This is a genomic window from Mesorhizobium sp. M0060 (assembly GCF_040323155.1).
Taxonomy (GTDB): domain Bacteria; phylum Pseudomonadota; class Alphaproteobacteria; order Rhizobiales; family Rhizobiaceae; genus Mesorhizobium.
In genome coordinates, this window is the sequence record NZ_JAMYUP010000003.1 from 64,920 (window position 1) to 88,202 (window position 23,283).

The following is a 23,283-nucleotide window of genomic DNA, read 5'->3' on the forward strand; positions in this document are numbered from 1 at the left end:
TTCTTCCTTCTCCCCTTGTGGGAGAAGGTGGCCGAGCGAAGCTCGGTCGGATGAGGGTGCTCGAGCTTGGCAGCTACCCTTTCGTCCAGCACCCCGCTAAACCATCTTGGCGCTGCGCGCCAATCCACCGCCCGGGCGAGTCACGGGGCTCGCCCGCCCTTCGGGCCCGACAGGGGAGAAGTTAAGAGGTGCTACCGCCCTTCGCGGTACCACATCGAGCCCATTGCCAGAAGCAGCAGGCCGAGGCCGAGGAAGCCGCCAAACAGCGGCACGCGCGAGACGGCCTTGAGCACGCTGTCGTCGGTGGTGCGCAGGCCGATCCAGTCATTGCCGGAAGCCGCGCCCGAGGAACGCACTGGGACGATAGAGGGCAGCGTGACCGTGCTGGTGAGATTGCCAAGTGCCGAGGCCGGCGCCAGCCGGCGAACGCTGCCGCCGGTTGCCTCAGCCGGTGGTTTCAGCCGGGTCTCGGTGGAGACGACGTCGGTGAATTCCGGCGCGTTGACCGGCCCGACATGGGCCCATGCGGTCAGGTCGCCATTGCCGACCTGATAGAGACCGATTTCGCTGGTCTCGACACTGCCGAGGAAGACGCCTGGTTCGGATTTCTCGAGCCTGACGATCAGCGCCTTGCCGGATGGCGTAATGACTTGCGCCGGGCCGGGGTCGTCGCTCATCGTCTGGCGGCGGATTTCCAGCACCATGCCGCGGCCGTCGGCGGTCAGCCGCTCCTCTTCGAGCTCAGGCTCCTTCATCAGCCAGTGGGCGATACGCCGGTAGAGCTGGACATGCGGGCCGCCACCCTCGAAGCCGCGCGCCCACAGCCAGCCCTGGTCGGACAGAAGCATGCCGACGCGACCTTCGCCCTTGCGGTCGAGCAGCAGCAGCGGCCGGTTGTCAGCGCCCTTCATCACCACCTCGCCCTCGGGGTTCTCGACGCCGATGGTTCGGAACCAGCGGCTCCAGTGCGGCGGCTCGGTCGCGGAGCCATCGAGCCCGCGCGTGACCGGATGACGCTGGCCGGTATCGGTGAGACGTGGGTAGAACGCCTTGTCGATGACCTCGCCGGTCGGCATTGCCGGCAGCGCCGACATCAGCGGCGTGCGGGCGATCGAGCTTTCGCCGGCATATTCGGGGCCTGCCGCGATCAGCAGCGCGCCGCCTTTTTCGACATATTCGGAGATGTAATCGTAATAGAGGATCGGCAGCACGTCGCGGTGCTGATAGCGGTCGAAGATGATCAGGTCGAAATCCTTGATCTTCTCGACGAACAGCTCGCGTGTCGGGAAGGCGATCAGCGACAATTCGTTGATCGGCGTGCCGTCCTGCTTTTCCGGTGGGCGCAGGATGGTGAAGTGCACGAGGTCGACCGAAGCGTCGGATTTCAGCAAATTGCGCCAGGTGCGCTCGCCGGCATGCGGTTCGCCGGAAACGAGCAGCACGCGCAGATTTTCGCGGATGCCGTCGATCAGCGCGATGGTGCGGTTGTTGGTGTCGGTGAGTTCGCCCGGCTCGTGGTCGATGGCGAGTTCGACGATGTTGCGCCCGGCGCTGGGAATGGTCACCTGCAGCGGCATCGCCTGGCCTATGTTGGCGTGCTCGACCGATACCTGCTCGCCGTTCACCGATACGCGGACATCGACCGGGCCGGTTTCGTTGTTGGTGGCGATGACGCGATAGGTCATGTCGAGCGGCTTGCCGACGAGGCCGAAGCGCGGCGCGTTCTCGAAGCGGATGCGGCGGTCCTTTTCATGGTCGTTGCCGGTAATCAGCGCATGCAGCGGCGCGTTGAAGTCGGGTGCGCCGGGCGGCGCGTCATGCACCTCGCCATCGGTGACCATGATGGCGCCGCCGATACGCGACGGCGGCACGTCGCGGAAAGCATTTTCGAGCGAGGAAAACAACCGCGTCTCGGTGCGCTCGTCGGCGGCTTCGGACTTGCCGGCTTCGACGACACGGACGTCGAACTGCTTGAAGCGGCCGAGACGCTGCTGAAGCCCGGCCAACGCCGCGTCGGTCTGCTTGGTGCGGTCGCCGATATCCTGGCTCTGGCTGCGGTCGACGACGACGGCGACGATGCTTTTCAGCGGCTCGCGTTCTTCGTCGAGGAACACCGGATTGAGCAGCGCCGCGGTCAGGGCAATCAGGGCTGCCAGGCGGAAGATCGCGCCGCGCTGGCGAAACCAAAGGCCGACCAGCGCCAGCAGCAGCAGCGGCACCAGAACCACGGCGAGTAGCGGCCAGGTGGTGAGCGGTTCGAAGGCGAGCGACCAGTTCATGGTCTATTGCCCCAGCCGTTCGAGCAGCACCGGGACGTGCACCTGGTCGGATTTGTAGTTGCCGGTCAGCATGTACATCATGATGTTGACGCCGGCGCGCAGCGCATAGATGCGCTGCATCGGATCCGACGGCACGGTCGGCAATAGCGGGTCGCCATTCTCGTCGACCGCCCAGGCGCCGGCGAAATCATTGGCGGTGATCATGATTGGCGAAACGCCGTCGCCGGTGCGCACCGGGCGGTTTTCGGTGTTGCTGGCTTCGAGAGACGCCTCGACCCAAAGCGGGCTGCCTGCAAAGCGGCCGGGAAACTCTGGAAGGATGTAGAAGGATTTGGTCAGCACGTGGTCCGACGGCACCGGTTCCAGCGGTGGCACGTTGAGGTTGCCGAGGATGTCGCGCAGCCGCTCCGTCGCCGGGCTGGTCGAATCCGCACCAATGCCGTTGGCGAACTGGTCGCGCGTGTCGAACAAAACCGTTCCGCCCTGCTGCATGTAGGCGTCGATGCGGGCGATGGCGGCCTCGCTCGGCATCGGGGCGGAGGGGTCGATCGGCCAGTAGATCAGCGGGTAGAAGGACAGTTCGTCCTTCGAGATGTCGACGCCGGCCGGTGCTCCGGGCTCGAGCGCGGTCTTTTCGATGAGAAAGCGGGTCAGGCCTTCGAGCCCGGCGCGGCTGATCGAATCGACACCCGGCTCGCCGGTCAGCACATAGGCGATCCGGGTCTTTGAAATGTCCCCGATGGCCTCCGTATCGCCCGGTTTGGCGTCGTCGGCGCGGGCGATGTCGGCATGGCCAACCAGCGCGCCGAGCGCAATCAGCAGGACGGCTGCCGTCGCGGCAGCGCCGGCACGGCGCGGCCGGCGCGACAACAGGCCGCCCATCCAGAATACGGCAAGCGTGTCGAGCACCATCAGCACCAGGGCCGCCGTGACCAGCGGACCTTTGAGGTTGCGCTGCTCGTCGAAGGCATACTGGACGGTGGTGACCGGCACGGTGATCTCAGGCCGTGCCAGCGGCGTGAACGTACTGTCGCCACCGAGCAGATTGTGGGCGAATACCCCCGTCTCGGAGCCATACAGGCCGGGCGGGTTTTCCAGCGTCACCGGCAGCGGGCCGGCGCCGGGCACCAGCGGCCTGGCATCCGGCGTCGGCGGCACCAGCGTGCCGTCGGCGGCAACCATGCGGTAGGGCGCCAGCGAAGTGGCGGCGGCTTCGGCATTGGCGACCGCCGCGCCCTGGTTGCGCGACAGTTGCACGATGCGCCGCAGCATCTCGACAAAGCTGCCGGAGATCGGCAGGTTGGACCATGTCGCCTCGGGGGTGACGTGGAACAGCACGAGCGTACCCTTGTCCTTCTTCATCCCGGTCACCAGCGGCGTGCCGTCGGCAAGCGTGGCCCAGGTGCGCTCGACAATGTCGGGCGTCGGTTCGGCCAGCACCTGCCTGGTGACTGTGACCTCGCTGGGCGGCGCGAGGTCGGCGAAGGGGCCGGTTTTCGGGAATTCGGTGACCGGCTGTGGGGCCGTCCATGATAGTGCACCGCCGAGCGAGCGCTCGCCTGTGCGCAGCCGGACCGGCAGCAGATCGTCGTCATTGCCGGCGGCGGCCAGCCGCGAGCCGGCAAAACGCACCAGCGTGCCGCCCTTGTCGACCCAGTCGACCAGCCTTTGCCGCGCCTGTTCCGGAATGGTGCCGACATCGGCCATGACGATCATCGCCGGCTTCTGGTCGAGCAGTTGCGGGATGGCGTCGGCGAGATCGACGCTCGATGGCTCGACCAGATCGGCGAAAGGCTGCAGGGCGCGGCGGATGTAATAGAGCGGCGACAGCAGCGGTTGCGCCTGGTCGGCCTCGGCCTGCGACAGCAGCCCGACGCGGCGGCGTTTTGAACTCTCATCGAGCACGCGGACGGCGCCGGCCTGGCGCTCGCCATCGAGCGCGATATAGGCGAAATCGTTGCGCAGTTCGAACGGCACTGCCATCGTGCCGGTAGCGGTGGATACGCCGGGAGCAAAGGTCAGCGTCGCGTCGGCGATGCGGCGGCCCTTGTCGTCGAAGGCGCCGGCGGTGACTTGCGCAGGCGCCGGGTCGCCGGGTGCGCGGATGGCGGTCAGGGCGAAGCCGTCGACCTGGTTGTCGGCGCCGGTCAGGCCGGTCAGCGACAGCCGGTCGGAGACGGCCCAGACGACACGTGCCGCGTTCTTCGACAGTAGCGTGTTGAACGCGGCTTCGTCGCCTTGCGCCGCCAGGCCATCGGCGAGCACGGCGACGCTGGCGCCTGGCAGCGTTTCCAGGGCTGTCGCGACGCGGGCATAGACGGCGGGACGGTCGGTCGGGATCGGCCGCGGCTTTGCCGCGCGCAGCCGGTTGAGCGCGGCAGCGGCATCGAAGGGGCCGATCTCGGCATTCGGTTTTTCGGCGGTGAAAGCGATGAGCACCGGCACGCCGTTCGAATTGGCGTCGGCGATCAGCCGCTCGGCGGTGGCGACGCGCTTGCCCCAGTCGGCCGCGCTTGCCCAGTCATTATCGATCACCAGCGCCAGGGCAGCGCCCTCGGCCGGCAGCTTTTCGCGCGGGTTGAAGACGGGTTCGGCAAGTGCTGCCACGATAAGCGCGGCCATCAGCAGCCTGAGCAGCGTCAGCCACCAAGGGCTCTGCTGCGGCGTTTCTTCGCGCCTCAGCACGCGGGCGAGAATCCTGAGCGGCGGAAACACCTCGGTTTGCGGCCTGGGCGGGGTCAACCGCAGAAGCCACCAGATCACCGGCAGCGCCAGCAAGCCCCACAGCACCATCGGCGCCCCGAAGGAGAGCGGCAGCCAGCTCATGCGCTGGCCCTCCCGGCAAAGCTGCCGTCGGCAGTCATCGCCATGTGGATGCGCACCAGCGCCTCGGAGGCAAGGCGGTCGGTATGATTGACGGTATAGCTCCAGCCGAGCCGTTTGCACCAACCGGCCAGTTCCTGGCGGCGGGCGGCATAAAGCAGGCGATATTCCTCGCCCAGCATTTCGGCGCGGCCGGCGGTCAGCTTGTCGCCGGTCTCAGGATCAGTGAATTCGGTGCGGCCGGCATAGGGGAAGCTTTCCTCGGCCGGATCGGCGACCTCGATCAGATGGGCGCGCACGCCGTGGCGGGCGAGCACGTCCAGCCAGGCTATCGTGTCCTCGACCGGGTCGAGGAAATCGCTGACGATGACGATGTCGCAGAAGCGGCGAATGCCGGACAGGTCGGGCTTTGCCGGCAGGTCGGCAGCGTGCATCAACTGCGCCGCGATGCGCTCGGCGCCATTGCGGGCGGTGAACGGGTCGGTCAGGCCCGGCCAGGCAATGCGCTCGCCGCTGCGCGACAAAAGCTCGGCCATGGCCAGCGCCAGCACCAGGGCGCGCGATTCCTTGGAAACGCTGGTTCCGGTCGATTTGTAGAGCATGGAAGGCGAGGGGTCGGCCCACAGCCACACCGTATGGGCGGCCTCCCATTCGCGGTCGCGGACATAGGTGTGGTCGTCGCGGGCCGAGCGGCGCCAGTCGATGCGCGAGGAATCGCCTTCGACATAGGGCCGGAACTGCCAGAAATTCTCGCCGATGCCGCGCTTGCGGCGGCCATGCCACCCAGCAATCACCGTGTTGACGATGCGGCGCGCCTCGACCAGCAGGTCCGGCACCAGCGACGCCCGCAACCGGCCTCGGGCGAGCGCATCGCGCGTCGCTGCCGGTGCCTGGGCTTCGCCGATGCGCGCCATCAAATCCCTTTCGCGAGCTTCGCCACCACGTCGCGCACCGTGGTACCCTCGGCGCGGGCGGTGAAGGTCAGCGCCATGCGGTGCTGCAGCACCGGCTCGGCCAGCGCGCGGACGTCGTCGACCGACGGCGCCAGCCGGCCGTCATAGAGGGCGCGGGCGCGGGCGCACAGCGTTAGCGCCTGACTGGCGCGCGGGCCTGGGCCCCAGGCGACGTGCTTGTCGGTATCGGCGTTGCCCTGGCCGGGGCGCGCCGAGCGCACCAGCTTGAGGATCGCCTCGACGACGCTTTCCGGCACCGGCATGCGGCGGATGAGCGTCTGGATATCCTTCAGCCGCGCCGGCTGCAGCACGTTTTCGGCCTTGGCATCCTCGATGCCGGTGGTTTCCAGCAGGATGCGGCGCTCCGCCTCGATCTCGGGGTAGAGGATGTCGACCTGCATCAGAAAACGGTCGAGCTGAGCCTCGGGCAGTGGATAGGTGCCTTCCTGCTCCAGCGGGTTCTGCGTCGCCAGAACGTGGAACGGCGACGGCAGGTCATGGCGCACGCCGGCAATGGTGACGTGGTATTCCTGCATCGACTGCAGCAGCGCCGACTGGGTGCGCGGCGAGGCGCGGTTGATCTCGTCAGCCATCAGCAGTTGCGCGAAGATCGGCCCGGAGATGAAGCGGAACGAACGCTTGCCGAATTCATCCTGCTCCATCACCTCGGAGCCGAGAATGTCGGATGGCATTAGGTCGGGCGTGAACTGGATGCGGCGCGAATCGAGGCCGAGCACGATGCCCAGCGTTTCGACCAGCTTGGTCTTGGCGAGGCCGGGCACGCCGACCAGCAGCGCATGGCCGCCGGCGAGCAATGCCACAAGCGTGCGCTCGACGACACTTTCCTGGCCGAAGATGACCCGGCCGACGCCGTCGCGGACCCTCGAAATGTCGGCCAGCGCCTTCTCGGCCTGCTCCACCATGTCCTTTTCGCTGATCGGGCTTTCCTTGATCATAACGCTCATGCAGCATCGATCCTTCTGGTTGGAAATACCGCTTGGCACCTTGGGTGCCGCAGAATGCCGCGATTCGGCCTCGCATGGAGCCTGCAATGAACTTAAATCACAGACTTAGGCTGACAAGCGGAACAACAGTGACTATTTCGTGACCATGACAGAAGCCGCGGACTATCGTGAAGAGAGCCTGACGGCCGCGACCGAGCCGCGCGGGCTGGAGGCGCTGGTCTCGCGTGCGGCGCGCGCCGGCAAGGGGCCGGCGCCGGTGGAACGGTGGAATCCAGCGTTTTGCGGCGATCTCGACATGGAGATCAAGCAGGACGGCACCTGGTTTTATCTGGGAACGCCGATCGGCCGGATGCCGTTGGTGCAGCTTTTTTCCTCGGTGCTGCGCAAGGACGAGGACGGCAAGACCTATCTGGTGACGCCGGTGGAAAAGGTCGGCATCCGTGTCGCCGATGCACCGTTCGTCGCCGTCGAGATGGATGTGTCGGGCGCCGGCGACGGGCAAATCATCACCTTCCGAACCAATGTCGGCGATGTGGTCGAGGCCGGGCCGGAGCATCCGCTGCGCTTCGTCGATGAGGACGAGACCGGTGGCCTGAAACCCTATGTGCTGGTGCGCGGGCGACTGGAGGCGTTGGTGGCGCGGCCGGTGATGTACGAGCTGGTCGAGCACGGCGAAGAGATCGACATCGGTGGCAAGACGATGTTTGCCGTCCATTCGAAAGGCGAGGTCTATCCGATCATGCCGGCTGAGAAACTGAAGCGGCTGAGCGCATGATGGACCGCCTATGATGGATCAGGTGATGCCGGTGCCGTTTTCGGCCGAGAATTTTCGCCGGCGCGTCGCGGCGCAGCCGCAGGCGCATGCCGGCGATGATTTTGGCGACCACCGCTTCAATCCCGGCCATCCCAGGCTGAAGCTGGCCAAGGCGTTGCGCGATGCCGCCGTGCTGATCCCGGTGGTCGACCATGGCCATGAGGCCACGGTCCTTTTGACCAGGCGCGCGGAAAAACTGCGCAACCATTCGGGGCAGGTGGCTTTCCCCGGTGGAACCATCGATCCAACCGATGTGAGCCCCGAGGCGGCGGCGTTGCGCGAGACATTCGAGGAGATCGGTCTTGATAAGAATTACATCGAGATCATCGGCCGCATGCCGGATTACGTCTCTGGCAGCGGCTATCGCATCGCCCCGGTGCTCGGGATTGTGCGGCCCGGTTTCAGCCTGACGCTGAATTCCGATGAAGTCGATGCCGCCTTCGAGGTGCCGCTACGCTTTCTGATGGACCCTGCCAACCACGCCAGAGACAGCCGCATGTGGAACGACCTCGAATGGTTCTTTTACGAGATGCCCTATGGCGGCCAGCGCATCTGGGGCGTCACCGCCGGCATCATCCGAACGCTTTACGAGAGGCTCTATAGGTGAGCGATCCGGTGTCGATCGCGGGCAGGGCCGGTTGGCTCGGCGAAAGCCACCTGCAGCGCCTGCTCGCCGCGCTGACCGACGGCGGCGAGGACGCGCGCGTCGCCGGCGGTGCGGTGCGCAATGCGCTGATCGGCCAACCGGTCGCCGACATCGACATCGCCACCACCACGGTGCCCGAGGAAACCATCCGGCGCGCCGAGGCGGCGGGCTTCAAGACGGTGCCGACCGGCATCGAGCACGGCACCATCACCGCCGTTGCCAGCGGCAAGGCGTATGAGGTCACAACGCTGCGCGCCGATATCGAAACCGACGGCCGCCGCGCCAAAGTGTCGTTCGGCCGTGACTGGAAAGCCGACGCGGAACGGCGCGATTTCACCATCAATGCGCTCTATGCCGAAGCCGACGGAACGGTCGTCGATCTGGTCGGCGGCATTGCCGATATCGAAGCGCGGCGGCTGCGATTCATCGGCGATCCGGAAGCGCGCATCCGCGAGGATTATCTGCGCATCCTGCGTTTCTTCCGCTTCTTCGCCTGGTATGGCGACGGCAGGCCGGATGCCGAGGGACTGAAGGCCTGCGCCCGGCTCAAGCAAGGACTTGGCCAGCTCTCGGCCGAGCGTGTCTGGTCCGAGTTGAAGAAGCTGCTGTTGGCGCCCGATCCGTCGCGCGCACTGCTGTGGATGCGTCAGGCCGGCGTTCTGACCAGCGTTTTGCCGGAAAGCGAGAAATGGGGCATCGATGCCATTCACGGGCTGACTAGGACCGAGAGGGACCTGGACTGGGCGCCGGACCCGCTGCTCAGGCTGGAAGCCATCTTGCCGCCGGACGCCGCGCGCATGAAAACACTCGCCGAAAGATTGCGGCTGTCCGTGAGCGAGACAGGCCGCCTGAGGCACTGGGCGATAACGGCTGCCGTCGATCCGAAGACCACCGAAGGAGAGCTGGCGAAAAGGCTTTATTTCGGCGACCGCCAAGGCTTTAGCGATCGGCTGCTGCTGTCGCTCGCTTCCGCTCGAGCCCGCGCGGTCGAAGACAATGGCGCACTGCTCGAAGCCGGCGGCTTTTCGCGCCTGCTTGCCTTTGCCGAAAAATGGCAGAGGCCTGTCTTTCCGCTCAAGGGCGCCGATCTGACAACACTTGGCGCATCACCGGGGCCGAAGCTTGGTGCGACCTTGAAGAATCTTGAAAAGGAATGGGTCGAGTCCGGTTTTGCACTCGATCGCGGCGCGCTGCTCAAGCGCGCCGCAGAGGCACTCGAACCCTAGCCGTCACGCTGCGTCGCGGACATTCTCGATGCGCGAACGAATGGCCTCGATCATCGTCTCGCGGATCACTGTCTCGCCATGCGTCTCGCGCAGATGCTCGACGGCACGGCGCATGACCTCCGCCTCCTCCTCGGCGCGTGTGTGCCACTCGCAGCCGGGTACGAGCGACCCGCAATGGAATTCCTTCATCGGATTCTCCTTTTTCCTCCTTGGAGCGCCGGCATCTGCTTTGACACGGAAGCTCCAGCACTTTTTCCGTGCATGATCCTTTGTCGAAAACCAGCTTCGGTGTTCGGGTCATGCAATGGCCGAGCAAGCATAACACGATCGAATGGTTTTGGTTGCCGGCAGAAAGCCAAGCCGAACCGAAAAAGGCGGAGCATCGCTGCTCCGCCCTCCTACGCTACCCCGGAGCAAGACTGTCTTGCTCCGGCGGGCAGGCCATCACTTCACGATCTTGACTGCCTCGGCAATTTTGTTCTTGCCGCTCATGTCCCACGAAACGCGGACCTTTTCGCCGGCCTTCAGGCCAGGATCCTTGAAGGTCTTGGGCAGCGTAAAGGTAGATCCGTTGTCCAGAACGAGGCTAAGCGCCGTCGCGTCGAAGCTCTTGATTGTGCCGGTGGTGTGCTTGACAGCTGCAAACGCAACCGAACCGGAAGCGAGAAGGGCAGCGGCGGCAGCCGAAACAATAATCTTGCGCATGTAAAGTACTCCTGGAAAATTGCGGGCATTCGTTCGGGAAAAATGCTCCGCGTCGCTCAGGGCCGTCCGGTTGCGTCGAGTCGCAGTTCGGGGGCGAACCGCCGGCGCTTCCCGACCCGGAAACGACAAATAGCCTTGTTATTTCAAACGGATATTAGACGAAAAAGATATTCTTCGCGCCACATTCCCTGCCAAAATCCGACGATTTTGACCTGATTACGGTTCACGTCGTGCTAACCGAGATTTTACGGCCATTTTACCTCTGGTGGCAGGCTGGACAGGATTGAGGCGACATTGCCGCCGGTTTTCAGCCCGAAAATGGTGCCGCGATCGTGAAGCAAGTTGAATTCGACATAGCGGCCGCGGCGGATGAGCTGCTCGTCACGGTCGCCGTCGGTCCAGTTGTCGTTGAAGTTGGACCGCACCAGATGCCCGTAGACGACGAGAAAAGATCGCCCGACGTCCTGGACGAAGTTGAAATCGGCGTCCCAGCCGCCCTTGTCCTCGCCCGAATGCAACCAGTCGAAAAAGATGCCGCCGGTGCCGCGCGGCTCGTCGCGGTGCGGCAGGTAGAAATACTCGTCGCACCAAGCCTTGAATTTCGCGTAATCGGCGACCGCGGTGTTCTTTTCGCAGGCAAATTGCATCGCCCTGTGGAAGGCGATCGTGTCGGGATCGTCCTGGCTGCGGCGGCGGTCGAGCACCGGCGTCAGATCGGCGCCGCCGCCGAACCACTGGCGCGAGGTGACGACCATGCGCGTGTTCATATGCACGGCCGGCACGTTGGGGTTCCACGGATGGGCGATCAGCGAAATGCCGCTCGCCCAGAAGGACGGTTCGTCTTCGGCGCCCGGCATCTGCTTCCTGAACTCGGGCGAGAATTCGCCATGAACGGTCGAGGTGTGGACGCCGACCTTCTCGAAGACGCGGCCATGCATCATCGACATGATGCCGCCGCCGCCGATGCCGGCATCGCGTTGCCACGGCGTCTTTTCGAAGCGGCCGGCCGACCAGCTAGCCTGCGGCCCCTGCAGGTCCTGCTCGATCTGCTCGAAGCTGGCGCAGATGCGCTCGCGCAAGGTCTCGAACCACAGCCGTGCCTTTATCTTTTTCTGTTCGATGTCGGCCGGCAGCCCGGCCGGTATTTCGGGTCGTTGCAAATGCTGTCTCCGGTTGCCGGGCGCGCCCGACAAATGACTCGTCTTTTTCGGCCGCGATCCCTAATCTCTTAGGTGCAAGGGTCAAGTGTGAATGGAGTTCTTTCGTGCGCACCCCGGCAAGACCGCCGTTGGATGGCCTGAAGAAAAGGCTCGACCGTTCGCGCGCCGAGAACGCGCGCATGCCGCGCGACGGCTTCCTGCGCGAAACCTTCGTGCTGCCGCGCTCCGATGCGCGCCTCAAGGCGAAAGAGTGGTTCGAGCGCTTTCCCAAGCAGGCCTATTGGACCGAGATCGAAAGCTGGTTCGAGCGGCCGGGCGATGTCATCGAATTCACCATCAGGCGGCTGCCGGCGGCCGATTAACGCTCGATCAGCAAACGTCTCGCTCCCGGCCCGCGGGCGCTCAGCCGGTCGCCCTTGTTCCGCAGCGGGCATTTGTCGATCGACATGCAGCCGCAGCCGATACAGTCGGTCAGCCCGTCGCGCAGCTTCTTGAGCTGACTGATCTTCTGGTCGAGCTCGTCGCGCCAAGCCGTCGACAGCAGATTCCAATCCTCGCGCGTCGGCGTTCGGCCTTCAGGCAGTGATCGAAGTGCTGTGCCGATCTCGGCCAACGATATGCCGAGCTCCTGCGCTATCCTGATTATCGCTACACGCCGCAGCACGTCGCGGCCGTAACGCCGCTGGTTGCCTGATGTGCGGTGGCTGCGGATCAGCCCGCGCGCTTCGTAGAAATGCAGCGCCGACACCGCGACGCCGCTGCGCACCGCCACCTGGCCGACTGTCAATTCCGTTGCCGCAGTCATTGGAGTTTTCCGCTTGACCTCAAGTTAAGTTGAGCTTGTAACGAAGAAACCCTGGATAGGCAAACAGCAGGAGAAGGCGATGTGCGCCTGGGTTAGAATGACAAGAGAGGGCGCAGTTGTCGGCCAGAAAGCGGCCGTGATAGCTGCGCCTGCCGAAGGTCTGCAGATCTTATCCGAGCTGCCGGATGGCTTCGCCGGTCACCATGGCAACGGAAAGCGCAACGTTGATGCTGCGCGCGCCCGGTTGCATCGGGATGATCAGTCGCGCATCCGCCGCCTCGTGGACATGATCCGGAACGCCTGCGGATTCGCGACCGAACAGAAGAACGTCGGCGCCGGCGAAGACGAAATCCGTATAGGCGCTCGCGGCTTTGGTCGACAGCAGCACCAGCCGCCGCGCTTCGCCTTTGCGCCAATTCTCGAAGGCGTGCCAGTCGACATGCCGGGTCAGCGCCGCCATTTCGAGATAGTCCATGCCGGCCCGTTTCAGCGCCCGGTCGGAGAGCGGGAAGCCGGTCGGTTCGATGATGTCGACCCCAAGGCCGAGGCAAGCGGCGAAGCGCAGGATTGTCCCGGTATTGCCGGCGATATCCGGCTGGAAGAGCGCAATGCGGAGACGGTCGTTCATTTCCGCGTCTTTCTAATAAGTGGCAGATCAGCCACAGAGCTCTCGCGGTTTTGGAAATTCCTAGACTGGCGGGTGGTCATTTTCTGCGAAGTCGGTTATACGCCGTTCATTGTCAACCCGAACCGATGGAGGGGTAATTCATGATGGCCATGCACATCCACCACCCCTCTCGTGGGCTTACCAGCCCGACGACGGTTTCGGTACGACGATTCTCCTGAACTTCTAGACTTCAATCGCGCCGATTCCCGCCGAAACCTATTTCGGCCTTCGAAGGAATCCTGCGATGTTTTTCAAGCTGTCGAAGGGGCTGAACGCCCCACCTGAACGCGCTTCGACCGATGTCACCCTCGCCGCGCGGCGCGTGCCCGCGGCCCGGGTTGGTTCACCTTTCTATCTGAATCTTCAACTGGAGGACGGACCGATGTTCGATCCCTGTAGAATACCCGGCTCAAGAAGCCTGCACGAGCGCAAGACTGCGACCTGGGCGCTTTTAATCGGCGAGACCTATTCGTCGGCGGTTCACGCCGAGATCCGCGGGCGTCCGCATCGCGGCATGCTGCCGGACGTCGATTTCTCGCGCGCCGTTCCAGACCATAGCCGGCCGTCGCTGGTGCGCCGGATTATTAGGCTGATCCGCCCTGGTGCAAAAACAGGCGCGAAAATCCGGATCGTCAAAACGACGCCGTCAGCATCGTCAAACGAGGCTGTCGGCGAAAGGCCCGCGACCACCTATATTGCGCGAAGCAGGACCGGCGAGGCGGATGACTCCGTATCGCCGGTCCATGACGCCATGCGGTCTGGACACTTCGTCCGTTCCCGTGCCGCGTGAGCAGAAACAGGTGTTGTGAGCATCACTATGTTTAGCTGGTTTGAAAAAAGGCTCGATCCGTTTCCCGCTGCGGAACCGGTCGAGCCGCCGAGGACGCTGATCGCCTTTTGCGTGCATTATACGCGCGGCGCATGGCCCTACATCGCTGTCGATGCGGTGCTGGTGACGACCATCGCCCTTGCCGAGGTGTGGATGTTCGGCTTCATGGGCCGGATCGTCGACTGGCTGTCGGCGCAGAACCGCGAGACGTTCCTGCAGACCGAGGGCTGGAAACTCGCTGGCATGGCTTTCGTCGTGGTTTTCGCGCTGCCGGCGACGGTCTGGTTCCATTCGTTGCTCAACCAGCAGACGCTGATGGGCAATTATCCGATGCGTATCCGCTGGCAGGTGCATCGTTACCTGCTCAAGCAATCGATGAGCTTCTATCAGGACGAGTTCGCCGGGCGCATCGCGACCAAGCTGATGCAGACGGCGCTCGCCGTGCGCGAATGCGTCATCAAGCTCATCGACGTGCTCAATTATATTGTCGTCTATTTTCTCGGCATGCTGTTCATTGTCGGCTCGGCCGACTGGCGGCTGGCTGCGCCGCTTGCCGTCTGGCTTGCCGGATATATCTTGCTCTTGCGCTATTTCATCCCGCGGCTGGGCAAGGTCGGCGAGGAGCAGGCCAATGCGCGCTCGACCATGACCGGCCGCGTCGTCGACAGCTACTCCAACATCCAGACTGTCAAGCTGTTCTCGCATGCGCGGCGCGAAGCGTCCTTCGCCCGGGAAGGCATGGCTGGCTTTCTCGATACCGTCTATCGGTCGATGCGGCTGGTGACGCAGCTCTACGGCCTGCTCTACATCCTGAATTCGCTGCTGTTGTTCTCGGTCACGGCGATCTCGCTGTGGCTGTGGCTCGGCCAGGCGGTGACGATCGGGGCCGTCGCCCTGGTCATCGGCCTCGTGCTTCGGCTGTGGGGCATGTCGCAATGGATCATGTGGGAGATGTCCACCCTGTTCGAGAACATAGGAACGGTGCAGGACGGCATCAGCTCGATCTCGCTGCCGCGCCTCGTCGAAGACCGGCCTGGAGCCAAGGATATTGCCGTGACCAGGGGGGAGATCCGTTTCGACGACATCCGCTTCCACTACGGCAAGCAGAAAGGCGTGATCGAAAACCTGTCGCTGACAGTGAAGCCGGGCGAAAAGGTCGGCATCGTGGGTCGCTCGGGTGCCGGCAAGTCGACGCTGGTCAATCTTCTGTTGCGCTTCTACGACCTTGAGAGCGGCAAGATACTGATCGACGACCAGGACATCGCGGCGGTGACGCAGGACTCGCTGCGCGCCCAGATCGGCATGGTCACGCAGGACACCTCGCTGCTGCATCGGTCGGTGCGCGAGAACATCCTCTATGGCCGGCCGGACGCCAGCGACGAGATGCTGATCGAGGCGGCACGCCGCGCCGAAGCGCTTGATTTTATATCAGGGCTTTCGGACGCCAGTGGCCGCAAGAATTTCGACGCGCACGTCGGCGATCGCGGCGTCAAATTGTCCGGCGGCCAGCGGCAACGCATTGCCATTGCCCGCGTTATGCTGAAGGACGCGCCGATCCTCATTCTCGACGAGGCGACGTCCGCACTCGATTCCGAGGCCGAAGCGGCCATCCAGGAGAACCTCTACAGACTGATGCAGGGCAAGACCGTCATCGCCATCGCGCACCGGCTGTCGACGATCGCCGCCATGGACCGACTCGTCGTCATGGACAAGGGCCGCGTCATCGAGGAAGGTTCGCATGAGGAACTCGTTGCCAAAAGCGGGCTCTACGCCCAGCTCTGGCAACGCCAGTCGGGCGGCTTCCTGCTCGACGACGGCCCCTCTGCCAACGATGCAGCCGCCAACGATGCACTCGCCAAGGGTGAAGCCGCCGAATGATGCCTGCCATCTACCGCTGGTTCGAGAACTGGGTCTATCCGTTCCGGGAGCCTGCGGACCTTCGGCCACCTGCCGGCGTCAGGGGTTTCCTCTGGCACTATGTCGGGCAGGCGAAGATCGCTTTCTTCGCCATGCTGGTGATCGGCGGCATCGCGCCGTTGGTCGAAGCCGGACTGTTCTACTTCGTCGGGCGGCTGGTCGACATCCTCGACCAGCTTCCCGGCGAACGCAGCTGGCACGCCTTGTGGACTGCCGCTGGTCCCGAACTTGTCTTCATGATCGCTGTGGTGCTGGTCATCCGCACCATCGTCGTCGGCCTGTCGGCGCTGGTCGACGAGCAGACAATCACGCCGGGTTTCTATAATCTGGTGCGCTGGCAGGCGCATCGCCATGTCTCGCGGCAATCCTACGCCTTCTTCCAGAACGATTTTGCCGGGCGCATCGCGACCAAGGTCTGGCAGGCGGGACAGGCGACCGGCGATCTGATGGAAAGCTTCATCGAGGTCGTCTGGTTCATGGTCGTCTATACGGTGACGACGCTGGCGCTGGTCGCCGGGCTCGATCTCAGGCTGGCGGTGCTGGTGGTGATCTGGATCGCTGCCTTCGGCCTGCTCGCCAGGCGCTATTTGCCGGCGATCCGGAAGCATGCCGAGGCAACCGCCGAAGCCGGCTCGATGATCACCGGCCGCCTCGTCGATTCCTATTCGAACGTGCAGACGCTGAAGCTGTTCTCGGCCGATGGCGACGACCGCTATATCAGGAACGGCTTCGACATCTATCTCGACGCGCTGCGCCCGTTCACCCGCCGGCTGACCGGCGTGCGCATGGCGCTGACGATGCTGTCGGGCATCATGATCACCGCGATCGCCTGCTTTGCCGTTTATCTCTGGGTCGAGGGCTCGATCACGGTCGGCGGCGTGGCTTTCACACTATCGCTGGTGTTGCGGCTGAACATGCTGCTCGGTCGGCTGATGATGCAGCTCAACGGCATCTTGCGGAACCTCGGCGTGCTCGAGAATTCCAAGGCGCTGATCTCGCAGCCGCTCGGCCTGATCGATGCGCCGGGCGCGAAAGAGCTTGTCGTCGGCGGCGGGCGCATCGACGTAAGCAATGTCGAATTCAACTACGGCAAGGGGTTCGGTGTGCTCAACGGCATCGACCTGGTGGTGCGGCCGGGCGAAAAGGTCGGGCTGGTCGGGCCGTCCGGTGCCGGCAAGACGACGTTGGTCAATCTGATCCTGCGCCTCTACGACCTCGAGAGCGGCAAGATCGCCATTGACGGGCAGGACGTCTCCAGGGCCACGCAGAATTCGCTGCGCGCCAATATCGGCGTCGTCAGCCAGGACACGGCACTTTTCCACCGCTCGCTGCGCGACAACATCAAGCTCGGCATGCCGGCAGCGACCGATGCCGAGGTGATCGCGGCAGCGGAGAAGGCCGAGGCGCACGAGTTCATCCTCGGCCTGCGCGACAATCGCGATCGTACCGGCTATGAGGCTTATGTCGGCGAGCGCGGCGTCAAGCTCTCGGGCGGCCAGCGCCAGCGCGTGGCGATCGCTCGCGTCTTTCTCAAGGACGCACCGATCCTGATGCTTGACGAGGCGACCTCAGCGCTCGATTCCGACATCGAAGCGGCGATCCAGGAGAATCTGGCAAGGTTGATGGAGAACAAGACGGTCATCGCCATCGCGCACCGGCTGTCGACCATCGCGGCGCTCGACCGGCTGGTGGTGCTCGATGGCGGCCGCATCGTCGAGCAAGGCACGCATGACGAGCTGGTCGCGCTCGACGGGCTTTATGCACGGCTGTGGAAGCGGCAGTCCGGCGGCTTCCTGTTCAACGAAGAGAGCGCCTTGGCCGAGACCCGGCCGGCGGAGTAGTTTTCCATAAACCGGAGTGAAATCATGGCGGTGAGAATGCCATCGAATTTCGGACGGTCCGGCGCGCAGGAGAGCGCGCTGGACCTGCTTGGTCATGAAATCCTCGGCGAAAAGGCGGCGGCGCTCGGCCGCGCCGGTCGGCGCGTCGAGGAAACGTTGGCGAGGCTGCGCGAGAATGGCGACAGCGACAATCGTGCCCGGCTGCTCAAGGACGCAGCGGAGGCGGTGCACGGCTACTTCATCCAGCGCGAACTCTGCGGCCTGCGCAAGCACGACGCGGTGATCCGGGAATACAACATTCCCAAGGCCGTGCTGGCCAGGCTCGGCGCCGCCGCATGATCCGAACCGGAATTGATTTGGGAGGCGTTATTCCAGCCACTCGGTGATGAAGCTGCCGTTCTCGTGTATGTCGGTGGTTTCCAGCGGGCCTGGCCCGAGATTGGTGAATTTGTGCGGCGTGTTCGGCGGCACGATCAGGATCTGGCCGGCTGTGGCCTCGATCTGCCGGTTGCCGACGGTGAACAGGCTGGTCCCGGTCCGGATGATGAAAATCTCGCAATAGGGATGGCTGTGCAGCCTCGGGCCGCCGCCGATCTCAGGCAGGTGGTTGAAGATCAGGCAGCTGTTGGAGCCGTAAGCTCCGCATTGCAGCTCGCCCTGCCAGCGGTCAGGCCAGCGGTCGGGCGCTTCGGCCCATTTGTCGCGGTCTATCACATGCGCCATGGGGCGAGGATAAACCGGGCCTGCGCCCACTGTCGAGGTGAACGCAGCCGTTTGGTTTTGCTGCTGTTTTCCAATCGTTCCGCTGGGCGAATTACGTCCCCGCGACAATCTGCCCTTGTGCCTTCACCCGTCTGGACAAAAACAGGCTTCACGCATAAACCCAAGTCCCAAATGCCGGAGGAATTCGCTAGCCTGTTCGCCATGCGCTGTCGGGCCGGCGCGATTGAGCGGGGAACAGGCTCGGCCGCCGGCACGGAAGAGGCGAAAGGATCAGGCACCCGTGAGCGCAACCGACACCCACGATCCCAACCGTCGTGATTTTCTTTACGTTGCCACCGGCATGGCCGCGGTCGTCGGCGCCGGTGCCGTCGCTTGGCCGTTCATCGATCAGATGCGTCCGGATGCCTCGACGCTGGCGCTTGCCTCGGTTGAGGTCGATGTCTCTTCGCTGACGCCAGGAATGTCGCTCGTTGTGAAGTGGCGCGGCAAGCCGGTGGTCGTGCGCAACCGCACCGAGCAAGAGATGAAGGACGGCGAGGCGGTCAATCTCGCCGAGCTCAAGGATCCAATTGCCCGCAATGCCAATTTGCCGGCCGACGCGCCGGCGACCGACGCCAACCGCACCACGCCCGGCAAGGAAGCCTGGATGGTGATGGTCCAGGTCTGCACCCATCTCGGCTGCATCCCGCTCGGCCAGGAAGGCGATTTCGGCGGCTGGTTCTGCCCGTGCCACGGTTCCGTATACGATACCGCCGGCCGCATCCGGAAGGGGCCGGCGCCCGAGAATATGGCGGTGCCGGTGTTCCAGTTCATTTCCGACACCAAGATCCGTATCGGCTGAGGCAGGGGATATTTCCATGAGCGAGGGACACTCGACCTATACGCCCAAGACCGGCATCGGACGTTGGTTCGATTCGCGCATGCCGCTGCCGCGGCTGGTCTATGACAGCTTCATCGCCTATCCGGTGCCGCGTAACTTGAACTATGCCTGGACGTTCGGCGGCATCCTTGCGCTCATGCTGGCGGCGCAGATCCTGACCGGCATCGTGCTGGCCATGCACTACGCGGCCGACAGCACTCTCGCCTTCGATTCGGTCGAGAAGATCATGCGCGACGTGAACTCCGGCTGGCTGTTGCGCTATCTCCATTCCAACGGCGCATCGTTCTTCTTTGTCGCCGTCTACATCCATATCTTCCGCGGCCTCTACTACGGCTCCTACAAGGCACCGCGCGAGCTGCTGTGGATACTCGGCTGCATCATCTACCTCCTGATGATGGCGACCGGATTCATGGGCTATGTGCTGCCCTGGGGCCAGATGAGCTTCTGGGGCGCCACCGTCATCACCGGCTTCTTCACGGCCATACCGCTGGTTGGCGACTGGATCCAGCAGCTTTTGCTCGGCGGATTCGCGGTCGACAACCCAACGCTGAACCGCTTCTTTGCGCTGCATTACCTGTTGCCGTTCATGATCGCCGGCGTCGTCGTGCTGCACATCTGGGCGCTTCACGTGGTCGGCCAGAACAATCCGACCGGCATCGAGGTCAAATCGAAGACCGACACACTCGCCTTCACGCCGTACGCGACCATCAAGGACGGGTTCGGCATGATCGTGTTCCTGTTCGTGTTCGCCTATTTCGTCTTCTACCTGCCGAATTATCTCGGCCATCCGGACAATTACACCGTGGCCAACCCGCTGAAGACGCCGGCCCACATCGTGCCGGAATGGTACTTCCTGCCGTTCTACGCGATCCTGCGCGCCATCACCTTCAATATCGGGCCCATCAACTCCAAACTCGGCGGCGTGCTCTGCATGTTCGGCGCAATTGTCATGCTGTTCCTGGTGCCGTGGCTCGACACTTCGAAGGTGCGCTCGGCAGTCTACCGGCCTTGGTACAAGCTGTTCTTCTGGCTGTTCGTGGCCGACGCCATCCTGCTCGGCTGGTTGGGCTCGCAGCCGGCCGAGGGCAGCTATGTGTTCATGGCGCAGATGGCGACGCTGTTCTACTTCGCCTTCTTCCTGGTCGCGCTGCCGGTGCTTGGGCTGATCGAGACGCCGCGGCGGCTGCCGAATTCGATCACCGAGGCGGTGCTCGAGAAAAACAAGGGTGGCGGTGGACATCCCGCCGGCGCCACAGCCGCGCCGGAAACCAAAGGCTGAGCGTCAGAGAATCTCAAGGGGATTTGGCATGAAGAAGATTCTCACCTCGCTGGCGCTGCTTGGCATTGTGGCCGCGGGCATTGGGGCCGCAGGCACTGGAGCCAGCGCCCAGGAAGAGGCGCACAACGAGGCGGCACCGACGCATTTCCCGATACACGAACCGAAGGAAATGGGCTGGAGCTTCGCCGGGCCGTTCGGCACCTACGACAAGGCTCAGCTGCAGCGCGGACTGAAGGTCTACAAGGAAGTCTGTTCGGCCTGCCATTCGATGAATTTGGTGGCGTTCCGCACGCTGGAAGACCTTGGCTATTCGGATGCGCAGATCAAGACGCTGGCGGCCGAGTACACGATCCATGACGGTCCGAACGATGCCGGCGACATGTTCGATCGTCCCGGCAAGCCGTCCGACCATTTCCCAGCGCCATTCCCCAATGTGGAAGCAGCGGCGGCGGCCAATGGCGGCGCGGCACCGCCCGACATGTCGCTGCTGGCCAAGGCACGCGGCGTCGAGCGCGGCTTCCCGCGCTTCGTCTTCGACATCTTTACACAATATGCCCAGGGCGGTCCCGACTACATCCATTCGCTGCTGACCGGCTACGACCAGCAGCCGCCGGCGGGCATGGTCATACCGGAAGGCACGCACTACAATCCGTACTTCCTGTCCGGCGTGTCGCTGAAGATGCCGAAGCCGCTCTCCGACGGCCAGGTTACCTATGATGACGGCGCGCCGCAGACGGTCGATCAATATTCGCGCGACGTGTCGGCCTTTCTGATGTGGGCGGCCGAGCCGCACCTCGAGGACCGCAAGAAGACCGGCTTTCGCGTGCTGGTCTTTCTGCTGCTGTTCGGTGCGCTGGTCTACCTGACAAAACGCAAGGTGTGGGCCGGCGTGGCGCACTGAACGCCGCAACACACGAGACTGGGAGGGCGTCGAAAGGCGCCCTTTTCATTGCAGGCATTTCGATTCATCGCAGCCGGCGCTGAGCAAGGCGCTTTGCCGGACAATTTTCTGTCAGGCATCACATGGCGGTAGCCGGACCTAGCTGCACCGGGCTACGATTAGCCGAATTTCCTTTCACATCTTCAGTCGAATCCGACGAAAGGCCCGGAGAGCCGCTTGATGAAATCCTCGCTCGAAGACACGCTGCTTGCCGCGATCCGCACCATTCCGGATTATCCCAAACCCGGCATCCTGTTTCGCGACATTACGACGCTGCTCGGTAATGCGCGGGCCTTCCGCCGCGCCATCGACGAGCTGGTGCATCCCTATGCCGGCCTGAAGATCGACAAGATCGCCGGCATCGAGGCGCGCGGCTTCATCCTCGGCGGCGCCATCGCCCACCAGCTCTCGGCCGGCTTCGTGCCGATCCGTAAGAAAGGCAAGCTGCCTTATGAGACGGTGCGCGTCGCCTACAGCCTGGAATACGGGCTGGACGAGATGGAGATGCACAAGGACGGTGTTTCTCCAGGCGAGAAGGTGATCCTCGTCGACGACCTGATCGCCACCGGCGGCACGGCGGAGGCGGCCGTCAAGCTATTGCGGCAGATCGGCGCCGACATTCTCGCCGCCTGCTTCGTCATCGACCTGCCGGATCTTGGCGGCCGAGAGAGGTTAGAGGCGCTCGGCGTGCCGGTGAGAACGCTGATCGGGTTTGAGGGGCACTGAGAAACGCGCCTTTCTTTCCCCCTTTGTGGGTGAAGGAAGAACTCACCCCACCTTCACCAGCACGGCACTTTCGAACTCGATGACCTTGTCGCCGGTCGAATCGAAGGCCTCCGAGCGGAGCGTCAGCAGCCGCCAGCCCGGTCGCGAGGCAATGGGGCGGTGGGCTAGCGCGGTGCGGGTGAAAGTCACGGTTTCCCCGGCATAGACAGGCTTAGGCCATTTGAGGTTCTTGAAGCCGGGCGAGGGGCCGAATTCCGGCACCGGGCCAGGGCCGGGCCAGCGGGCGACCTCGGCCTCCATGCCGGCCTCGAGGTTCAATTTCATCCAGGTGGCGGCAGTGTGCCAGCCCGAGGCGCAGAGGCGGCCGAATATGCTGTTCTTCGCCGCCTCTTCGTCGATATGGAATATCTGCGGGTCGTATTTGCGGGCGAACGCCTTGATCGCCTCCGGTTCGAATCGATGCGAACCGAGCGTGACGGTGATACCAATGCAGAAGAATTCGTCGAGGCTCACGCGTTGGCCTCGCGGGTGAGGAACATGACGGTGTTTTCGAGCTCGAAAACACCTTCGCCGCGCTGGTTGAACAACTCGCTGCGCATCGTCACCAGGCCAAGCCGGGGCTTGGATCTGGACAGGCGCTTGGCAAGGACGGTGGTGCTGCCGCTCAACAGGTCGCCGGCTAGGACCGGCCGTTTCCATTTGACCTGGTCGACGCCGGGCGCGCCCTGGGAGGTCGAGTCGAGCAGGAAGGCATCGCACAGCATGCGCATGAACATGGCGCAGGTGTGCCAGCCCGAAGCCGCCAGCCCGCCGAGGATGCTGGCCTTGCCCGCAGCTTCGTCGAGATGCATCGGCTGGGCATCGAATTCCCAGGCGAATTCCATGATTTCGGTGGCACTTACCAGCTTGGTGCCGAGGTCGAGCGAAGCGCCCTCGACGAAATCCTCATAAGCCCAGGTCTTTGCGGTCATGGTCTGGAAATCCGATTCAGGATTGTACGATCGCTACGGGTCGGGGTCCCGGATGCAGGCAGGGCGGCTTTTGGTCAAGCAATTTCTAGTGCGCCAGTTCTAGTGCGCCAGCCCATGCGCCTAAGCAGCAACAG

Annotated in this window: 24 protein-coding genes; 12 read left to right on the top strand and 12 right to left on the bottom strand. The window is 63.8% G+C overall.

Going from position 1 to position 23,283, the window contains the following annotated elements:
* Positions 1–191: 191 nt before the first annotated feature.
* The 4 genes from NKJ94_RS04270 to NKJ94_RS04285 are packed head-to-tail and all read right to left on the bottom strand — an operon-like array spanning position 192 to position 7,020.
* Positions 192–2,279 (bottom strand): hypothetical protein, encoded by a 2,088-nt coding sequence (locus tag NKJ94_RS04270; protein WP_352523137.1) that lies wholly within the window; start codon positions 2,277–2,279, stop codon positions 192–194.
* A 3-nt stretch (positions 2,280–2,282) separates the two neighbouring features.
* Positions 2,283–5,105 carry a DUF4159 domain-containing protein gene (locus NKJ94_RS04275; protein ID WP_352523138.1) on the bottom strand — a complete coding sequence of 941 codons (2,823 nt, stop codon included), beginning with the start codon at positions 5,103–5,105 and terminating at the stop codon, positions 2,283–2,285.
* Complete coding sequence (locus NKJ94_RS04280) at positions 5,102–6,016, bottom strand: DUF58 domain-containing protein (RefSeq protein WP_352523139.1); 915 nt, start codon at positions 6,014–6,016, stop codon at positions 5,102–5,104. Before NKJ94_RS04280 ends, NKJ94_RS04275 begins: the two co-directional genes overlap by 4 nt.
* Positions 6,016–7,020, bottom strand: a complete 1,005-nt coding sequence (locus NKJ94_RS04285) for an AAA family ATPase (protein ID WP_352523140.1) — start codon at positions 7,018–7,020, stop codon at positions 6,016–6,018. The genes NKJ94_RS04280 and NKJ94_RS04285 overlap by 1 nt, the downstream gene beginning before the upstream one ends.
* Before the next feature lie 145 nt (positions 7,021–7,165).
* Here NKJ94_RS04285 and NKJ94_RS04290 point away from each other — a divergent pair, with 145 nt between their 5' ends.
* From NKJ94_RS04290 to NKJ94_RS04300, 3 genes are read left to right on the top strand one after another with little or no spacing between them, the layout of a single operon-like run.
* A complete protein-coding gene (locus NKJ94_RS04290) occupies positions 7,166–7,795 on the top strand; it encodes a DUF1285 domain-containing protein (RefSeq protein ID WP_352523396.1) in 630 nt (209 codons plus the stop codon).
* Positions 7,796–7,808: 13 nt separating this feature from the next.
* A complete protein-coding gene (locus tag NKJ94_RS04295) occupies positions 7,809–8,441 on the top strand; it encodes a CoA pyrophosphatase (RefSeq protein WP_352523397.1) in 633 nt (210 codons plus the stop codon).
* The gene (locus NKJ94_RS04300; protein ID WP_352523141.1) at positions 8,438–9,706 is read left to right on the top strand and encodes a CCA tRNA nucleotidyltransferase; all 1,269 of its coding nucleotides are present in this window, start codon (positions 8,438–8,440) and stop codon (positions 9,704–9,706) included. Before NKJ94_RS04295 ends, NKJ94_RS04300 begins: the two co-directional genes overlap by 4 nt.
* A gap of 3 nt (positions 9,707–9,709) precedes the next feature.
* On the opposite strand, the gene NKJ94_RS04305 is transcribed toward NKJ94_RS04300, so the two are convergent.
* The 3 genes from NKJ94_RS04305 to hemF form a co-directional block, all read right to left on the bottom strand.
* Entirely contained in the window at positions 9,710–9,895 is a 186-nt protein-coding gene (locus NKJ94_RS04305; RefSeq protein WP_352523142.1) for a DUF1059 domain-containing protein, read from the bottom strand.
* A 255-nt stretch (positions 9,896–10,150) separates the two neighbouring features.
* Positions 10,151–10,411, bottom strand: a complete 261-nt coding sequence (locus NKJ94_RS04310; protein ID WP_352523144.1) for a DUF1344 domain-containing protein — start codon at positions 10,409–10,411, stop codon at positions 10,151–10,153.
* A 245-nt stretch (positions 10,412–10,656) separates the two neighbouring features.
* Positions 10,657–11,571, bottom strand: a complete 915-nt coding sequence (hemF, locus tag NKJ94_RS04315; RefSeq protein ID WP_352523145.1) for an oxygen-dependent coproporphyrinogen oxidase — start codon at positions 11,569–11,571, stop codon at positions 10,657–10,659.
* A 104-nt stretch (positions 11,572–11,675) separates the two neighbouring features.
* Here hemF and NKJ94_RS04320 point away from each other — a divergent pair, with 104 nt between their 5' ends.
* The gene (locus NKJ94_RS04320) at positions 11,676–11,933 is read left to right on the top strand and encodes a hypothetical protein (protein WP_023679487.1); all 258 of its coding nucleotides are present in this window, start codon (positions 11,676–11,678) and stop codon (positions 11,931–11,933) included.
* On the opposite strand, the gene soxR is transcribed toward NKJ94_RS04320, so the two are convergent.
* Together soxR and NKJ94_RS04330 are read right to left on the bottom strand one after the other, a co-directional pair.
* Positions 11,930–12,376, bottom strand: a complete 447-nt coding sequence (gene soxR / locus NKJ94_RS04325) for a redox-sensitive transcriptional activator SoxR (protein ID WP_352523146.1) — start codon at positions 12,374–12,376, stop codon at positions 11,930–11,932. The genes NKJ94_RS04320 and soxR overlap by 4 nt on opposite strands.
* A gap of 169 nt (positions 12,377–12,545) precedes the next feature.
* Positions 12,546–13,004: a tRNA (cytidine(34)-2'-O)-methyltransferase gene (locus tag NKJ94_RS04330; protein WP_352523147.1), complete on the bottom strand. Its 459-nt coding sequence runs from the start codon at positions 13,002–13,004 to the stop codon at positions 12,546–12,548.
* A gap of 283 nt (positions 13,005–13,287) precedes the next feature.
* Here NKJ94_RS04330 and NKJ94_RS04335 point away from each other — a divergent pair, with 283 nt between their 5' ends.
* From NKJ94_RS04335 to NKJ94_RS04350, 4 genes are read left to right on the top strand one after another with little or no spacing between them, the layout of a single operon-like run.
* Positions 13,288–13,833, top strand: coding sequence for a hypothetical protein (locus NKJ94_RS04335; RefSeq protein WP_352523148.1), 546 nt, complete (start codon positions 13,288–13,290; stop codon positions 13,831–13,833).
* A 27-nt stretch (positions 13,834–13,860) separates the two neighbouring features.
* Positions 13,861–15,750, top strand: coding sequence for an ABC transporter ATP-binding protein (locus NKJ94_RS04340; protein ID WP_352523149.1), 1,890 nt, complete (start codon positions 13,861–13,863; stop codon positions 15,748–15,750).
* A complete protein-coding gene (locus NKJ94_RS04345; RefSeq protein ID WP_352523151.1) occupies positions 15,747–17,630 on the top strand; it encodes an ABC transporter ATP-binding protein in 1,884 nt (627 codons plus the stop codon). Before NKJ94_RS04340 ends, NKJ94_RS04345 begins: the two co-directional genes overlap by 4 nt.
* A gap of 24 nt (positions 17,631–17,654) precedes the next feature.
* Positions 17,655–17,969, top strand: coding sequence for a DUF6665 family protein (locus tag NKJ94_RS04350; protein ID WP_352523152.1), 315 nt, complete (start codon positions 17,655–17,657; stop codon positions 17,967–17,969).
* 27 nt (positions 17,970–17,996) lie between these two features.
* Here NKJ94_RS04350 and NKJ94_RS04355 read toward each other — a convergent pair whose 3' ends face one another.
* Entirely contained in the window at positions 17,997–18,353 is a 357-nt protein-coding gene (locus NKJ94_RS04355) for a cupin domain-containing protein (RefSeq protein ID WP_352523154.1), read from the bottom strand.
* A gap of 280 nt (positions 18,354–18,633) precedes the next feature.
* Here NKJ94_RS04355 and petA point away from each other — a divergent pair, with 280 nt between their 5' ends.
* From petA to NKJ94_RS04375, 4 genes are all read left to right on the top strand, one after another.
* Positions 18,634–19,194: a ubiquinol-cytochrome c reductase iron-sulfur subunit gene (petA, locus tag NKJ94_RS04360; protein WP_352523155.1), complete on the top strand. Its 561-nt coding sequence runs from the start codon at positions 18,634–18,636 to the stop codon at positions 19,192–19,194.
* A gap of 16 nt (positions 19,195–19,210) precedes the next feature.
* Positions 19,211–20,512, top strand: a complete 1,302-nt coding sequence (locus NKJ94_RS04365; RefSeq protein ID WP_352523157.1) for a cytochrome b — start codon at positions 19,211–19,213, stop codon at positions 20,510–20,512.
* Between the two features lie 28 nt (positions 20,513–20,540).
* Positions 20,541–21,413: a cytochrome c1 gene (locus NKJ94_RS04370; RefSeq protein ID WP_352523158.1), complete on the top strand. Its 873-nt coding sequence runs from the start codon at positions 20,541–20,543 to the stop codon at positions 21,411–21,413.
* Between the two features lie 219 nt (positions 21,414–21,632).
* Positions 21,633–22,178: an adenine phosphoribosyltransferase gene (locus NKJ94_RS04375; RefSeq protein WP_352523159.1), complete on the top strand. Its 546-nt coding sequence runs from the start codon at positions 21,633–21,635 to the stop codon at positions 22,176–22,178.
* Positions 22,179–22,220: 42 nt separating this feature from the next.
* Here NKJ94_RS04375 and NKJ94_RS04380 read toward each other — a convergent pair whose 3' ends face one another.
* A complete protein-coding gene (locus tag NKJ94_RS04380; RefSeq protein ID WP_352523161.1) occupies positions 22,221–22,691 on the bottom strand; it encodes a MaoC family dehydratase in 471 nt (156 codons plus the stop codon).
* Positions 22,688–23,149, bottom strand: a complete 462-nt coding sequence (locus tag NKJ94_RS04385) for a MaoC family dehydratase (protein ID WP_352523162.1) — start codon at positions 23,147–23,149, stop codon at positions 22,688–22,690. The genes NKJ94_RS04380 and NKJ94_RS04385 overlap by 4 nt, the downstream gene beginning before the upstream one ends.
* Positions 23,150–23,283 lie beyond the last annotated feature (134 nt).

Coding starts and splice junctions, on each gene's coding strand:
- NKJ94_RS04280 (WP_352523139.1), bottom strand. CDS start 6,016: ATGGCGCGCATCGGCGAAGCCCAGGCACCGGCAGCGACGCGCGATGCG.
- NKJ94_RS04375 (WP_352523159.1), top strand. CDS start 21,633: ATGAAATCCTCGCTCGAAGACACGCTGCTTGCCGCGATCCGCACCATT.
- NKJ94_RS04290 (WP_352523396.1), top strand. CDS start 7,166: ATGACAGAAGCCGCGGACTATCGTGAAGAGAGCCTGACGGCCGCGACC.
- NKJ94_RS04365 (WP_352523157.1), top strand. CDS start 19,211: ATGAGCGAGGGACACTCGACCTATACGCCCAAGACCGGCATCGGACGT.
- NKJ94_RS04340 (WP_352523149.1), top strand. CDS start 13,861: ATGTTTAGCTGGTTTGAAAAAAGGCTCGATCCGTTTCCCGCTGCGGAA.
- NKJ94_RS04330 (WP_352523147.1), bottom strand. CDS start 13,004: ATGAACGACCGTCTCCGCATTGCGCTCTTCCAGCCGGATATCGCCGGC.
- soxR (WP_352523146.1), bottom strand. CDS start 12,376: ATGACTGCGGCAACGGAATTGACAGTCGGCCAGGTGGCGGTGCGCAGC.
- NKJ94_RS04295 (WP_352523397.1), top strand. CDS start 7,809: ATGGATCAGGTGATGCCGGTGCCGTTTTCGGCCGAGAATTTTCGCCGG.
- NKJ94_RS04275 (WP_352523138.1), bottom strand. CDS start 5,105: ATGAGCTGGCTGCCGCTCTCCTTCGGGGCGCCGATGGTGCTGTGGGGC.
- NKJ94_RS04345 (WP_352523151.1), top strand. CDS start 15,747: ATGATGCCTGCCATCTACCGCTGGTTCGAGAACTGGGTCTATCCGTTC.
- NKJ94_RS04385 (WP_352523162.1), bottom strand. CDS start 23,149: ATGACCGCAAAGACCTGGGCTTATGAGGATTTCGTCGAGGGCGCTTCG.
- NKJ94_RS04370 (WP_352523158.1), top strand. CDS start 20,541: ATGAAGAAGATTCTCACCTCGCTGGCGCTGCTTGGCATTGTGGCCGCG.
- NKJ94_RS04270 (WP_352523137.1), bottom strand. CDS start 2,279: ATGAACTGGTCGCTCGCCTTCGAACCGCTCACCACCTGGCCGCTACTC.
- NKJ94_RS04335 (WP_352523148.1), top strand. CDS start 13,288: ATGTTTTTCAAGCTGTCGAAGGGGCTGAACGCCCCACCTGAACGCGCT.
- NKJ94_RS04355 (WP_352523154.1), bottom strand. CDS start 18,353: ATGGCGCATGTGATAGACCGCGACAAATGGGCCGAAGCGCCCGACCGC.
- NKJ94_RS04310 (WP_352523144.1), bottom strand. CDS start 10,411: ATGCGCAAGATTATTGTTTCGGCTGCCGCCGCTGCCCTTCTCGCTTCC.
- NKJ94_RS04350 (WP_352523152.1), top strand. CDS start 17,655: ATGGCGGTGAGAATGCCATCGAATTTCGGACGGTCCGGCGCGCAGGAG.
- NKJ94_RS04285 (WP_352523140.1), bottom strand. CDS start 7,020: ATGAGCGTTATGATCAAGGAAAGCCCGATCAGCGAAAAGGACATGGTG.
- NKJ94_RS04305 (WP_352523142.1), bottom strand. CDS start 9,895: ATGAAGGAATTCCATTGCGGGTCGCTCGTACCCGGCTGCGAGTGGCAC.